The organism is Mycobacterium sp. SMC-19, assembly GCF_045310815.1.
Classification (GTDB): domain Bacteria; phylum Actinomycetota; class Actinomycetes; order Mycobacteriales; family Mycobacteriaceae; genus Mycobacterium.
In genome coordinates, this window is the sequence record NZ_JBJIAM010000002.1 from 701,010 (window position 1) to 714,336 (window position 13,327).

A 13,327-nucleotide genomic window follows, 5' to 3' on the forward strand; every position below is an offset into this window, starting at 1 on the left:
GGACATCCGCAGAAGTCTAGTAGGTGTCCGGCGTCTGTATTAGCCACATGACCAGTGATTGCACGCGCCAACGGCCATAAGATCGCAACCATGAGCCTCAAACGACGTCTTCCCTTCCTGCGGTGGTCGTTCCTGCGGATGGCAACCGGTGCGCGCAACATCGTCACAACCGGGCAGATCGGCGACGGCCGCGAGGCCGCAGCGGTCGACTTCGTGCTGGCCAACGCCCGCGCCGGCGACATCGACGACGTGCTCGCCCGCATCGACGAGTTCGCCTACGAGAAGTCTTTGCTGATCAATATCGGCGACGAGAAGGGCCTGCTGCTGGATGCCGCGGTGCAGCGGGTCAATCCGGGCCTGGCGCTGGAGCTGGGCACCTACTGCGGGTACAGCGCGCTGCGGATCGCCCGCGCCGCACCCTCGGCGCGGGTCTATTCGATCGAGCTGGCCGAGGCCAACGCCGCCAACGCCCGGCGGATCTGGGCGCACGCCGGGGTGGCCGACCGGGTCACGTGCGTGGTGGGCACCATCGGCGACGGCGGGCGCACGCTGGACACCTTGACCGCCAAGCACGGCTTTGCCGCCGGCGGCCTGGACTTCTTGTTCATCGACCACGACAAGGACGCCTACCTGCCCGACTTGCAAGCCATCCTCGACCGGGGCTGGCTGCATCCGGGGGCGGTGGTGGTGGCCGACAACGTCAAGCTGCCCGGTGCGCCGCGTTATCGCGAGTACATGCAGGCCCAGCAGGGTTCGCGGTGGGACACCATCGAGCACCGCACCCACGTGGAGTATCAGAGCCTGCTCCACGATCTGGTGCTGGAGTCGACCTACCTGGGCGGCTAACGCCCTCTAGTACCTGGCGCGAGGGTGCACAGATTGACAGCTATTACGGCGTGTCGGCGTACAAACACGCACACTCGCGCGAAGACATCAGCGGGCGCGGGGGTGGGCTCCGGCCCACACCTCGCGCAGCGCGTTGACGGTCACCAGGGTGTAGATCTGGGTGGTGGTCACCGAGGCGTGGCCGAGCAGCTCTTGCACCACCCGGACGTCGGCGCCGCCGTCGAGCAGATGGGTCGCGAACGAGTGCCGCAGCGTGTGCGGTGACACCTTCGCGGTGATGCCGGCCCGCTCGGCGGCGTCCTGCAGCACCTGCCAGGCGCTTTGGCGCGACAGCCGCCCGCCCCGGGCGTTGAGAAACACCGCCGCGGTACCGCGGCCGCGGCCGGCCAATTCCGGGCGTCCCCGCACCAGGTAGGCGTCCAGTGCCGCGACTGCCGGCCGGCCGACCGGCACCAATCGCTGCTTGCCGCCCTTGCCGCGTAACAGCACCGACCGGTCTTGAACATCGATATCGTCGATGTCCATTCCCACGGCCTCGGAGATCCGAGATCCGGTGGAGTACAACATCTCCAGCAGCGCGCGGTTGCGCAGCGTCAACGGCCCGTCCGAGGCGCTGTCGCCGCCGGCGCCGGCCAGCAGCGCCGCCACCTCGTCGACGGTCAGGCTCTTGGGCAGCCGCCGCCCCGGCGTCGGCGGCTTGACCGAACGGGCCACGTCGGTCGCCACCAGTCCCTCCGCGGCGGCGAACCGGTGCAGGCCGCGCACCGCGATCAGCGCGCGCCCCGCCGAGACCGCCGACAGGGCGGGCACGCCGTTGTCCGGGTCGCCGCGACGCAGCGCCACCAGAAACTCGGTCACGTCGCCTTCGGCCACTCCGGCCAGGTCCTCGATCCCGCGGGTCAGCAGGTGCTCGCGGTAGCGGCGCAGGTCGCGCCGATACGAACTCAACGTGTTGGCTGCGACCCCGCGCTCGATGGTCAGGTGGTCCAGATACCCCTGCAACTGCCCGCCCAGCGGGCCCACCGGCTGGGCCGCCGCGGTCATGGCCGGGTCTGCCTTGCCGCGAACGCCTTCGGTCGATCGACCCACTCGGCGCCGGTGTCACGCAGCTCGGCGAAGCCCTGACTGTGTACGTGGGCGGCCAGGATGCCCGCCACCGCAATGGCATTGACGATCTCGCCGGTGAACACCATGCGGGCCGCCTCTGCGAGCGAATACCACTGCAGCCTCAGGTCGGCCTCTTCGTCGTGGGCCTCCGGGCGGTCCACCTCGGTCAGGCCGGTGGCCAGATACACCCGCACCGACTCGTCGGAAAAGCCCGGGGTGGAGTCCAGGTCCACCAGCACCTGCCAGGTGGTCGCGGTCAGACCGGCCTCCTCGACCAGCTCACGACCGGCGGTCAGCTGCGCCGGCTCGCCCCCGACATCGAGCAGGCCGGCGGGCAGTTCCCACAGCCGCCTGCCCAGCGCATGGCGGTACTGGTAGATCAGCGGGATCCTGCCCTCGGCGTCCAGCGCGACCACCGCGACCGCCCCGAAGTGCTCCACCACGTCCCGGGTGGCCGTCGCCCCACCCGGCATCAAGACCTCGTCACGGCGCAACGCAAAGATCTTGCCGCTGTGCAGCAGTTGCGACGACGTGGTCTCGAAGACGTGGTCAGCCACGGGTGACGTGTTCCGGCAGCGCTTCTTGCAGTGAGTCGGTCAACGGCTGGGCGCTTCCGCCGCGCCCCTCGGCTCCGTTCTGGGCGTCTTCGTGCTCAGCGCCGTGGGGTTCGTGGGCGTGCTCAGGGATCTCCACCGGCAGCCGCTCGGCGGCCTTGTAGTCCATCGCCGCGCCGACAAACGCGGCGAACAACGGATGCGCCCGGGTGGGCCTGCTCTTGAGTTCCGGGTGCGCCTGGGTACCCACCAGGAACGGGTGCACCTCGCGGGGGTACTCGACGAACTCCACCAGCTTGCCGTCCGGGGAGGTGCCGGAGAACCGCAGCCCGCTCTCGGCGATCCGGTCGCGGTAGACGTTGTTGACCTCGAAGCGATGCCGGTGCCGTTCGGAGACCTCGGTGGCCTGATAGGCCTCGGCCACAATCGAATCCGCTTCCAGTACGGCGGGGTAGGCGCCCAGCCGCATGGTGCCGCCGAGGTCGGCCGTTCCAGCGACCGCTTCCTGCTGGTCGGCCATGGTCGCGATGACGGGGTCCGGGGTGTCCGGGTCGAACTCCGCCGAGCTGGCCTGCGTGATCCCCGCGACGCGGGCCGCGTCGATCACGATGCACTGCAGACCCAGGCACAGTCCCAGCACCGGCAGCGCGTGGGTGCGGGCGTAGGCGATGGCCCCGATCTTGCCCTCAATGCCGCGGATGCCGAACCCACCGGGGATCAGCACGCCGTGCATCTCCCCCAACGCGGCGGCGGCGCCGGCCGGCGTCTCGCACGCATCGGAGGCCACCCAGTGGATCTCGACCTTCGCGTAATGGGTGAAGCCGCCGGCCCGCAGCGCCTCGGTCACCGACAGGTAGGCGTCCGACAGGTCGATGTACTTGCCCACCAGCGCAATTCGCACGGTCTCGTGGGGCTCGTGGACCCGGCGCAGCAGCTCGTCCCACTCGGTCCAGTCGACGTCCTTGAACGGCAGGTTGAGGCGGCGCACCACGTAGGCGTCCAGCTCCTCGCGGTGCAGCACCTTGGGGATGTCGTAGATCGAGGGCGCGTCCGGGGTGGAGATCACCCCGTCGACGTCGACGTCGCACATCAGCGCGATCTTGTTCTTCAGCGCGTCGGGCACGTCACGGTCGCAACGCAGGATCAGCGCGTCGGGGGTGATGCCGATGCTGCGCAGCGCCGCCACCGAGTGCTGGGTGGGCTTGGTCTTGAGCTCGCCGGACGGGGCCAGGTACGGCACCAGCGAGACGTGCAGGAAGAACACGTTGTCGCGGCCCACGTCGTGGCGGACCTGCCGGGCGGCTTCCAGGAACGGCTGCGACTCGATGTCGCCGACGGTGCCACCGATCTCGGTGATCACCACGTCGGGGCGCGCGCCGTCGGCGTCCGGTTCCGACATGGCCAGGATGCGCCGCTTGATCTCGTCGGTGATGTGCGGGATCACCTGCACGGTGTCGCCGAGGTATTCGCCGCGGCGTTCCTTGGCGATGACCGTCGAATACACCTGGCCGGTAGTCACATTCGCCGAACCGGACAGGTCGCGGTCCAGGAATCGCTCGTAGTGGCCGACGTCGAGGTCGGTCTCGGCACCGTCCTCGGTGACGAACACCTCACCGTGCTGGAACGGATTCATCGTCCCAGGGTCGACGTTGAGATACGGGTCCAGCTTCTGCATGGTGACCTGCAGACCCCGGGATATCAGCAACTGTCCCAGGCTACTTGCGGTCAAACCCTTACCCAGCGAGGACGCAACTCCACCCGTGACGAAGAGATGCTTCGGCTCGGTTTGCGGATGCTTTCGCAGTGGTGGCAACACCAACCTCCGTGACGACGGCGCAGGAACTTGAGGGCCTGCCGACCCACGGAATCTCACCCTAACATCGACGCGGCGTCTCGGCTCCAGACACGCCCACCCGGGCCCGGACGGGGCTGCGGTAAGTCCGGCTATTGCGCCAGCGTGACCGACCCGGCGCCGTGGCCGATGCCGTACTGCCCCGGCTGGCCGCCGCCGATCAGACTGCTCACCGCCATGACAGTGGTGATCCGGCCGGACTCGAGGTCCACGTCGTCGACGGTGCTGATCGCTGCGGCCACCGCGGAATCGGTGCGGGCCATGGCCACCGCCGCGGTGCCCGACGCCGATCCGTCCCGGCCGGCCAGCACCGTCGCCGAGCCGTGTGGGGCCAGTGCCGCGGCGAACCGGGCCACGCTCAGCCCGCTGGTGCCGGCGTCTTCGGGCAGCGCTCCGCCGGTGAGCACCACGGCGGCGTTGGCGGCCGGGAAGCGCTCCTGGTGGTAGGTGACGAAGCCGGTGTCGCGCAGCGCGGCCAGCACGGTGTCACGCGCCGGGTCGTCGGCGGGCACGATCGTCGGATTGCGGTTGATCAGCAGCGCGATCCCGAGCAGGTCGCCGGCTTGGGCGTCCTGGTCGACCAGGCTGGTGCTCAGTTGGGCGCCGGCCGGCACGATCCCGGACTCCAGCACCGCCCGCAGCTTCTCTTCGGCGTTGCCCTCGACGAACTGGGCCGTCAGTGTCACCGTTCCGGTGACGGTTCCGCCGGCCTGCCCGATGATCTTCGAGACCGCCTCGACGTCGCCGTCGGCGGCATCAGGAGTCCGGAAGATCACGGTGGATTTCCCGTTCAGCGCGTCGTGCACCATCCGGGGCGCCATCTGGGCGTCGAAATCGTTGGCGTTGCGCAGCCGCTCGTTCAACGCGTTGTGCTGTTCCTGCAGCGCGTCGATCTGCTCCCGCAGGTCCTGCTTGTCGGACTGCAGGCCGGCCATCAACGGGCCGGACAACAGTCCGGAACCCAGCACGACACCGAACACCAGTGCCAGCAGCACTGCCGTCAGCGACATCGCGTGGTAGCGAGGGGTGATCATGGCGGTGCTGACCCCGATCCTTGTACGTCGATCCCGTTTAGGTCACCCAGTGCCGCAACCACTGCGACAGGTGCTGCCAGTAGTTGCCGAGCCACTCGAGCACCACGGCATCGGTCCGCGAGACCCACAGCGCGACAGTGATCGCCATCAGCATGGTCAGCACCAGCAGCGCGATCGCGCCGGCGGAAATCCGGTTGCGGTAGAGCGTGGCGACCGCACGGGCGTCCACCAGCTTCTCGCCGACCTTGAGCCGAGTCATGAACATCGACGGGTTGGTCAGCTGGCGGGTCCGGTCGAAGAACGTCTCGATGTTGGAGGTGTGTCCGGCCGTCACCAGCAGCGCCGCACCGTGGTGGTCGGCCAGCAGCAGCGCCAGGTCCATCGCCGAGCCGGCGGCGGGGAAGGTCATGGCACCGACACCCAGGTCCTGGATGCGCTCCAGACCGGGCGCGTGGCCGTCGGCGTCGGCGGGCAGCACGACCTGCGATCCGCACCGCAGCACCTCGGCGCTCATCTGGTCGGGGTCGCCGACGATCAGCTGCGGGCGGTAACCGGCCTTGCGCAGCACGTCGGCTCCGGCACCGATGCCGATCAGCACCGGCTGGTACTCCTTGATGAACGGCTTGAGGCACTTCAGGTCGTCGGTGGCGGTGGCTTCGTCACCGACCAGCACCACGTGGCGACGTCGCAGGTCGACGTCGATCTCGGGGATCCCGATCCCGTCGATCAGCAGCGGGCTCTCGCTGCGGATGAACTCGATGGTGTTGCCGGCGAAGGACTCCAGGTGGGCCACCAGCCCGGTCTTGGCCTCCATCATCATGTCGGCGATCTCGACGTCGCTGCGTTCGACGCCACGGGCCAGCCGGCGGTCACCGGAGTAGACGGCGCCGTTGTAGAGGCGGATCTTGGCGCCGTCACGGATCTTCTTGAAGACCGTGGGTCCGGCTTCGTCGATCAGCGTGACGCCGTTGGCGACCAGCACCTCCGGCCCCAGGTTCGGGTAGCGCCCGGAGATTGAGGCCGAGGCGTTGACCACGCCGGCGATCTGGGCTTCCACCAGTGCATCGGCGGTGATCCGGTCCAGATCGAGAATGTCGAGGACCACGATGTCGCCGGGTCCCACCCTGCGCAGCAGCCGGTCGATGTCGTGGTCGACCCGAGCCGTACCGACGAGACCAGGCCGGGCGGTGTTACGAGACAGCAGCGCAGACATCTTCATGGGCGCGATTCTGGCCGGGAAGTCGCAAGAATCACGGGAGGCGCGCCGTAACACCAGCCCCAGAAGTTTCATCACGTCACATCAGTCACAGGCTTTACACGCGCACCGCGGGCCCGAAATGTGCAAGGGATTTCCCTGTATTTCCGGTTGCCCGCCCGGGCATAACGTCGACTCAATCGGGGCGCCGCCCCGTATCGCGAGGAGGGAGATCGACATGAGGGGACGACGGATTGCCGCTCTGGCCACGTTGGTGGCGGGCGCGTCGGTGGGGTTGGCCGGCCCGGCGAAAGCCGACCTGACTGACGGCAGTTACACCATGACGATGACCGAATCCGACCAGTTCAAGGTGGGCCAGACGCAGACGTGGAATGTCGGCAGTTGCGGCCCCGATTGTCGGCACGTGGAGGTGGCCGGCGGCGATACACCCTATGACTTTCACCTGGCCGGCAGTTCCTGGACGGCAGCCCAACCGTCGGGCCAGTCCCACGGATTTACCACGACGGTCGATAACAATTCGCTCGCCGGCACATTCACCTTCGACGACGGCGCCTACTACAAGTACCAGCTGAAAAAGAACTGACCTGCCCTAGCTGTCGGAGCCGGCGCCCCGATCCTCTTGCGCGGCGTCCAGCAGCTCTCGGGCGTGAGCCCGGGCGGTGTCGGTCTCCCCCAGTCCGGCCAGCATCCGGGCCAGCTCGCCGACCCGGTCGTCGTCCGCCAACCGGCGCACCCCGCTGGCACCCTGGCGGCCGGTGGGCTCGACCATCAGGTGCACGTCGGCGTAGGCCGCGACCTGCGGCAAGTGTGTCACCACGATGACCTGGTGGGTGCGGGCCAAGCGAGCCAGCCGGCGCCCGATCTGCACCGCGGCCCGTCCACCCACTCCGGCGTCGACCTCGTCGAACACCATCGTGGTGCCGGCCGAGTTCCGCGCCGCCGCGGACGACGACGAGGTCGCCAGCACCACCTCCAGCGCCAGCATCACCCGGGACAGTTCCCCACCGGAGGCACTCTTGGCCAGCGGCAGCACCGTCATGCCGCGGTGCGGAGCCAGTCCGAACTCGACATCGTCGATGCCGTCGGCGCCGGCGTGCACGGTCTGTCCCGACGGCAACCGCAAGGCGGCCGGGTCCTCCGCGGCCGCGGGACTGGTGCTGACCCCGATGCTGAACTCGGCATCGGCCATCGCCAGCCCGGACAACTCGGCGCTGACGGCCTTGGCCAGTCCACCGGCCGCCTTGGTGCGCGCGGCACTGAGCTCGGTGGCGGTCTTGGCCACCTGCGCGCCCAACTCATCGACACGGCGAGCCAACTCGGCGAGCGCTTCTTCGGACACGTCGAGCTGGGTCAGGCGTTCCCGCGATTGCGCCGCCCAGGCCAGCACCCCGTCGATGTCGGCGGCGTACTTGCGGGTCAGGCTGCGCAGCTCGGCCTGGCGGGCCAGCTTGGCATCGAGCGCATCGGCGCCGGTGGGCAGATCATCGAGGAAGCTGCCGAGTTCGCGGGCCACATCGCCCACCACGGTGAGCGCCTCACCGAGCTGATCGCCCAGCGCCTGCAGGACGGCGTCGTCGGTGGCGCTCAACGCCGTCTTCGCCTGCCCCAGCCGATCGGTTGCCGAGCTCGGCCCGTCCGCCGCGTCCAGTGCGTCGTCGCCGCCGGCCAAGGCCGCCCGCGCGCCGTCGGCCGCGGCGCGCAGTGCGTCGAGTTCGGAGAGCCGCCGGATGTCGGCGGTCAGCGCGTCGTCTTCGCCGGCGCGCGGATCAACGGCGTCGATCTCCCGCAACGCAAAGGTGAGCCGGTCGGCTTCCTGCGCCAGTTCCCGGGCACGGTCGCGCCGTTCGACGAGCTCGCGTCGCGCGGATTGCCAGGCCTCACGCGCGGCGCGGTAGCGCTCTAGCCGGGCACCGACCGCGGCGTAACGATCCAGCGCCGCGCGCTGTTCGTCCGAGCGCATCAACCGCAGCTGGTCGTTCTGGCCGTGCAGCGTCAACAGGCTGCCGGTGAAACCGGTCAGCGATTTGGCGGGCACCCCGCGGCCACCCAGGTAGGCCCGCGACGGGCCGTCGCGGCTGACCGAACGGGCCGCGATCACCGTGCCGTCCTCGTCGCGCTCCGCCCCGGCGGCCTCCAGCAGTTCATCGATCTGCCCGGCCGCGGCCTGCGCCAGGTCGGCGGTGCAGAACCTGCCCTCCACCACGGCGCGGGCGGCCCCGGAACGCACCCGGTTGGCGTCGGCACGAGCTCCGCCGAGCAGGTGCAGGCCCGTGACGACCATCGTCTTGCCCGTGCCGGTCTCCCCGGTCAGCACGGTCAGTCCGCGGTCGAACTCGGCGGTGGCTGCGCTGATGGCGCCCAGGGACTCAATACGGATTTCAGTAAGCAAGGGCCGGCACCGTCGTCATTGTCCACGCCAGCCGGTGACGGGCAGCCGGAATTTGCGCACCAATCGGTCGGTGAACGGCGAGCGGCCCAGCCGCGCCCACTTCACCGGGCTCACGCCACGTTGCACCTCCAGGCGCCCGCCGGCCGGCACCAGCATCTTGCGGCGACCGTCGCAGAACACCAGCGCATTGTGGCCGTCGCTTTCGACTTCGATCGCGATGATCGATTCGGGGCTGGTGACCATGGGCCGGGCGAACAGCGCGTGAGCGTTGTTGGGCACCACCAGGATGGCGTCCAGGTCGGGCCAGAGCACCGGCCCACCGGCGGAGAACGCGTAGGCGGTGGATCCGGTCGGGGTCGACACCAGTACCCCGTCGCAGCCGAACGTCGACACCGGCCTGCCGTCCACCTCGACGACGACGCCCAGTACGCCCAGCCGCGGGCCCTTCTCCATGCTGGCCTCGTTGAGCGCCCAGCCGTTGTCGATGATCTCCCCGTCGGCGCGCACCGCGACGTCGAGCGTCATCCGGTCTTCCACCCGGTAGTCGCGGGCGATGATCTTGTCCAGGACCTGGTCGATGGTGTCGGCTTCGGCCTCCGCCAGAAACCCGATCCGGCCCAGGTTGACGCCCAATACCGGGATGTCGGCGCTGCGAGCCAGTTCCGCGGCGCGCAGGAAGGTCCCGTCACCGCCGAGCACCAGGACCAGTTCGCAGCCTTCGGCCGCCCCGTTGTCCGGGTCCACCAGGTCGATCGCGACACCGACTTCGCGACCGTCGTCCGAGCCCGCGTGCAGCGCGCCCTTGTCGACGGCTTCGGCGGTCAGCACCCGCAGCGCGATGCCGTGCTCGTCGAGCACCTTCTCGACACGGCGTGCGGTGTCGGTCGCCTCTTCTCGACCGCTGTGCACCACCAGCAGCACGGTGCGTTGTCGATCTCCATTGGTCATTGCGGACCCCTCGCGACGGCATCCTGCACGGCCGCGTGCAACGCGTCACCGGTCAGTGGCGCGGCGGCGGCGCGCAGATGCAGAAAGTATTCGACGTTGCCGGACGGCCCCGGCAGTGGACTGGCGGTGACGGCGACGGTGCCCCACCCCAGCTCTTCGGCGCGGCGCGCCACCGACAAGACCGCCTCGGCCCGCAGGACCGGGTCGGACACCACACCGCCCGAACCCACCTGTTGTCGTCCGACCTCGAACTGCGGCTTCACCATCGGAACGATATCGGCGTCCGGTGACGCGCAGCCAGCCAGCGCGGGCAACACCGTGGCCAGCGAGATGAACGACAGGTCCGCCACGATCAGCTCCGCGGGCCCGCCGATCGCATCGACCGTCAGTCCGCGGACGTTGGTGCGTTCGATGACCACCACCCGCGGGTCGGTGCGCAGCGACCAGGCCAACTGCCCGTAGCCGACGTCGACGGCGACCACCCGGGCCGCATCGCGGTCCAGCAGTACTTCGGTGAATCCGCCCGTCGAGGCCCCGGCGTCCAGGCACTGCCGCTCGGCCACGGCGATACCGAAGGTGTCCAGCGCACCGATCAGCTTGTGCGCCCCACGCGACACCCAGCTGCGTTCGCCGTCGTCCACCACGGCCAGCGCCGCGGTGAGAGCCACGGCGGTGGCGGGCTTGACCGCCGGGATGCCGTCGATGGTGACCTTGCCGGCCTCGATCAATTCGGCGGCCTGCTGACGAGACCGCGCCAATCCGCGCCGGACCAGTTCGGCGTCGACGCGAGCACGCCGCGACATGCCTGACTCAGCCCTTCTCTACCGACTCCAGCGCCCGCACCAATACCTGGTGGGCTTCTTCGAGCCGCTGCGCCAACGCATTGAGGTCGCTGTGGGCCGGCAGGTCGGCCAGCTCGGTCTCCCCGGGCAACTCGGCCAACACTGCCGCGATGCGTGCTCGAACGTCCTCGATCTCACTGTTCATGGGTGCCACTCACGCTAGTCGATGCCAGTTGGGGCCAGTTGGGGCCCTCAGGGCCACGTGCCGAGTAGGGACCACTGTTGCAACGCCGCATCCGTGGTCTCGTCGGCGGCCGCGACGGTGAAGGGGCGCCCGGCCAGCTCGGCGTCCCAGACCGCGGACGCCAGCGCCCGGACCACCGACAGGCCATCACCGTCTTCCTCGGGTTGCCCGGCGGCGACGGTGACGGTGGTGCCGTCCACCGTGACGTCCCAGTGCGGCTGGGCACCGATCGCCAGCCGGCCGGCGCCGATGTTCAGCGCCCGCAGGTCATGACCGAGGTAGGTCGGCCGATGCTCGGCGATCGCACCGACCGCGTCGCGGGCGGAGCTCACTCCGGTCAGCACCATCAGGCTGGGCAGCGCGGCGGCGTTGGCCGCGGCGATGTCGGTGTCGAGCCGGTCGCCGACCACCAGTGGGGCGTAGTACTCCCCGCGGGCCAGTGCGGCGGTCAGCAGCGCCGGGCCCGGCTTGCCGGCCACCTGTGGTTCGGCGTCAGTCGCGGCGCGCAGCGCGGCCACCATCGACCCGTTGCCGGGCAGCAGACCCCGCTCCGACGGCAGCGTCTTGTCGACGTTGGTGGTCATCCACAGCGCCCCGGCACGGATCGCCAGCGCCGCCTCGGCCAGATCGGCCCAGCCGAGCTCGGTGGACAGGCCCTGAATCACCGCGGCCGGCTCGTCGGTAGCCAGCCGTACCGCTTCCAAGCCGACGGCGGTGATCTCGGCGGCCAGTGACTCAGCACCCAGCACCAGGACCTTCGCTCCGGCGGGCAGTTGGCCGGCCAATAGGCCTGCCGCGATCTGGCCGCTGGTGGCGACGTCCTCGGCTGTGGCGGTGAAGCCCAGCTGGTTCAGATGCCCCGCGACCTCGTCCGCGCCGCGCGAGGAATTGTTGGTGATGAACAGCGCCCGGCTCGGCAGTTCGGCCAAGGTCTCGACAGCGCCGGCCGTGGGTTCGCCCCCGCGGAACACCGTGCCGTCGAGATCCAGCAGCAGGCAGTCGTACTCCTCGGCCAGTGACGCGCCGCCACCGAGTTCCGCGATGCGTTCCTCGACGTCGGTGACGCCCTCGGTATCGGCCGCCGCGGCCCGCAGGTACCACTCCAGCGCCTCGCCCTCGCGGCCCAGGGCCACCAGCGTCTCGGCGTGCGCGTAGTGCAGCCGCGCCACGGTCGAGCCGGTCCGTCCGGGATCCGACGGCGCCGACGACAGCACCGTCAGCGCCTGCTCCAGCTGGCCCAGGTCGGCACGAGCACCGGCGGCGACGATCCGCATCTCGTCGGCCTCGTCGCCCTCGAGTTGTTCGGCTTCCGGACCGGTGGCCAACTCGATCGCCCGCTGGGGGCGACCCAGGCCGCGCTCGCAGTCGGCGATCAACGGCAGCAGCGCGGATTTACTGCCCATTCGGCGGGCCGCCCGCAGCTCGCCCAGCGCCTGCGACCAATCGCCGCACTGATAGGCAGCGATCCCGACCGCTTCGCGGACCGCGGTGATCCGCGTCGAGCGCGAGCGGGCCGCCTTGGCATGCAGCAGTGCGGTCTCGGGGTCGTCATCGAGGAGCATCCCGGCCGCGACCAGGTGGCAGGCCACCGAATCCGCGGTGGCCCGGTTGAGCGTGCTCAGTTCGCGGCGCACTTCGGGAGCCAGCTGCTTGGGCTCGATCCCCTCGGGCAGCGGCGGGTCGTCGTAGCGCGCGTTGGTGTCCTCGCCGGAAGGTCGCGGCGGCCGCGACGTCCGATCGAAGTCCCGCTGGGGCCGCGACGTCCGATCGAAGTCGCGCTGCGGACGCGACGTCCGGTCATTGTCCCGCGGGGGTCGCGACGTGCGGTCGAAGTCGCGCTGCGGCCGCGACGTGCGGTCGTTGTCCCGCTGGGGTCGCGGGCTCCCGTCACGGTCCCACGAGGGACGCGGACTACCGTCGTGGTCGCGACGCTGCTGTGGACGACGGTCGCGCTCGGGTCCCGAGCCGCCCGATGCCCGGCGCTGATCGCCGGATCCCCGGAACGAACCACCACCGGACTGCCCGGGGCGACCGCCGGATTGACCGGGCCTGCCTCCGGACTGCCCGGGCCGACCACCGGATTGCCCGGGCCGGCCTCGTCGCCCGGCGTCGCCGGCGCCCCTGCCGCCCCGCGGCCCGTCGCCGCCATTGCCGTGTTCGGCCACCTCGTGCCCTTCGGTCGTAACAGTGCTACCGAAAAGGATACGGCGGGGATCGCCGACCTCTTGACACGGTCGCATTTGCGCGATCTGTTCGCGCAGAACATGGGACATGTGGGAAATGCCTGTGCCCCCCAATTTCTTGGGGGGCACAGGTCTTAATGTTGTGTTCGGCGGTGTCCTACTTTTCCACCCG

General features: G+C 69.8%; 12 protein-coding genes and 1 pseudogene. 2 read left to right on the top strand and 11 right to left on the bottom strand.

The window, feature by feature from the left end:
- The first annotated feature begins 90 nt into the window (after positions 1-90).
- Positions 91-846: an O-methyltransferase gene (locus ACJH5R_RS07430; protein ID WP_406781593.1), complete on the top strand. Its 756-nt coding sequence runs from the start codon at positions 91-93 to the stop codon at positions 844-846.
- Positions 847-933: 87 nt separating this feature from the next.
- Here ACJH5R_RS07430 and xerD read toward each other — a convergent pair whose 3' ends face one another.
- The 5 genes from xerD to steA all read right to left on the bottom strand — a co-directional run bounded on the left by xerD (position 934) and on the right by steA (position 6,612).
- A complete protein-coding gene (gene xerD, locus ACJH5R_RS07435) occupies positions 934-1,890 on the bottom strand; it encodes a site-specific tyrosine recombinase XerD (protein WP_406781594.1) in 957 nt (318 codons plus the stop codon).
- The gene (locus ACJH5R_RS07440) at positions 1,887-2,510 is read right to left on the bottom strand and encodes an NUDIX domain-containing protein (protein WP_406781595.1); all 624 of its coding nucleotides are present in this window, start codon (positions 2,508-2,510) and stop codon (positions 1,887-1,889) included. The genes xerD and ACJH5R_RS07440 overlap by 4 nt, the downstream gene beginning before the upstream one ends.
- Positions 2,503-4,311: a CTP synthase gene (locus tag ACJH5R_RS07445; protein WP_406781634.1), complete on the bottom strand. Its 1,809-nt coding sequence runs from the start codon at positions 4,309-4,311 to the stop codon at positions 2,503-2,505. The genes ACJH5R_RS07440 and ACJH5R_RS07445 overlap by 8 nt, the downstream gene beginning before the upstream one ends.
- Positions 4,312-4,451: 140 nt before the next feature.
- A complete protein-coding gene (locus tag ACJH5R_RS07450) occupies positions 4,452-5,393 on the bottom strand; it encodes a copper transporter (protein WP_406781596.1) in 942 nt (313 codons plus the stop codon).
- Between the two features lie 37 nt (positions 5,394-5,430).
- Positions 5,431-6,612, bottom strand: coding sequence for a putative cytokinetic ring protein SteA (gene steA / locus ACJH5R_RS07455; protein ID WP_406781597.1), 1,182 nt, complete (start codon positions 6,610-6,612; stop codon positions 5,431-5,433).
- 214 nt (positions 6,613-6,826) lie between these two features.
- On the opposite strand from steA, the gene ACJH5R_RS07460 reads away from it, so the two are divergent.
- Entirely contained in the window at positions 6,827-7,192 is a 366-nt protein-coding gene (locus ACJH5R_RS07460) for a hypothetical protein (RefSeq protein ID WP_406781598.1), read from the top strand.
- A gap of 6 nt (positions 7,193-7,198) precedes the next feature.
- On the opposite strand, the gene recN is transcribed toward ACJH5R_RS07460, so the two are convergent.
- The 6 genes and pseudogenes from recN to ACJH5R_RS07490 all read right to left on the bottom strand — a co-directional run.
- Positions 7,199-8,998, bottom strand: a complete 1,800-nt coding sequence (recN, locus tag ACJH5R_RS07465; RefSeq protein WP_406781599.1) for a DNA repair protein RecN — start codon at positions 8,996-8,998, stop codon at positions 7,199-7,201.
- 15 nt (positions 8,999-9,013) lie between these two features.
- Entirely contained in the window at positions 9,014-9,946 is a 933-nt protein-coding gene (locus tag ACJH5R_RS07470; RefSeq protein ID WP_406781600.1) for an NAD kinase, read from the bottom strand.
- Positions 9,943-10,749, bottom strand: a complete 807-nt coding sequence (locus tag ACJH5R_RS07475) for a TlyA family RNA methyltransferase (protein ID WP_406781601.1) — start codon at positions 10,747-10,749, stop codon at positions 9,943-9,945. The genes ACJH5R_RS07470 and ACJH5R_RS07475 overlap by 4 nt, the downstream gene beginning before the upstream one ends.
- A gap of 7 nt (positions 10,750-10,756) precedes the next feature.
- Positions 10,757-10,933, bottom strand: a complete 177-nt coding sequence (locus tag ACJH5R_RS07480) for a hypothetical protein (protein WP_406757241.1) — start codon at positions 10,931-10,933, stop codon at positions 10,757-10,759.
- A 47-nt stretch (positions 10,934-10,980) separates the two neighbouring features.
- A complete protein-coding gene (locus ACJH5R_RS07485) occupies positions 10,981-12,015 on the bottom strand; it encodes an HAD-IIA family hydrolase (RefSeq protein WP_406781635.1) in 1,035 nt (344 codons plus the stop codon).
- A pseudogene (locus ACJH5R_RS07490) lies at positions 12,001-12,708 on the bottom strand (tetratricopeptide repeat protein); the annotation flags it as partial. The gene ACJH5R_RS07485 and the pseudogene ACJH5R_RS07490, both read right to left, overlap by 15 nt.
- Positions 12,709-13,327: the final 619 nt, after the last annotated feature.

Excerpts from the sequence above, each read along its gene's own strand:
- ACJH5R_RS07430 (WP_406781593.1), top strand. The coding sequence starts at position 91 with ATGAGCCTCAAACGACGTCTTCCCTTCCTGCGGTGGTCGTTCCTGCGG.
- xerD (WP_406781594.1), bottom strand. The coding sequence starts at position 1,890 with ATGACCGCGGCGGCCCAGCCGGTGGGCCCGCTGGGCGGGCAGTTGCAG.
- ACJH5R_RS07450 (WP_406781596.1), bottom strand. The coding sequence starts at position 5,393 with ATGATCACCCCTCGCTACCACGCGATGTCGCTGACGGCAGTGCTGCTG.
- steA (WP_406781597.1), bottom strand. The coding sequence starts at position 6,612 with ATGAAGATGTCTGCGCTGCTGTCTCGTAACACCGCCCGGCCTGGTCTC.
- ACJH5R_RS07460 (WP_406781598.1), top strand. The coding sequence starts at position 6,827 with ATGAGGGGACGACGGATTGCCGCTCTGGCCACGTTGGTGGCGGGCGCG.
- ACJH5R_RS07470 (WP_406781600.1), bottom strand. The coding sequence starts at position 9,946 with ATGACCAATGGAGATCGACAACGCACCGTGCTGCTGGTGGTGCACAGC.
- ACJH5R_RS07475 (WP_406781601.1), bottom strand. The coding sequence starts at position 10,749 with ATGTCGCGGCGTGCTCGCGTCGACGCCGAACTGGTCCGGCGCGGATTG.
- ACJH5R_RS07480 (WP_406757241.1), bottom strand. The coding sequence starts at position 10,933 with ATGAACAGTGAGATCGAGGACGTTCGAGCACGCATCGCGGCAGTGTTG.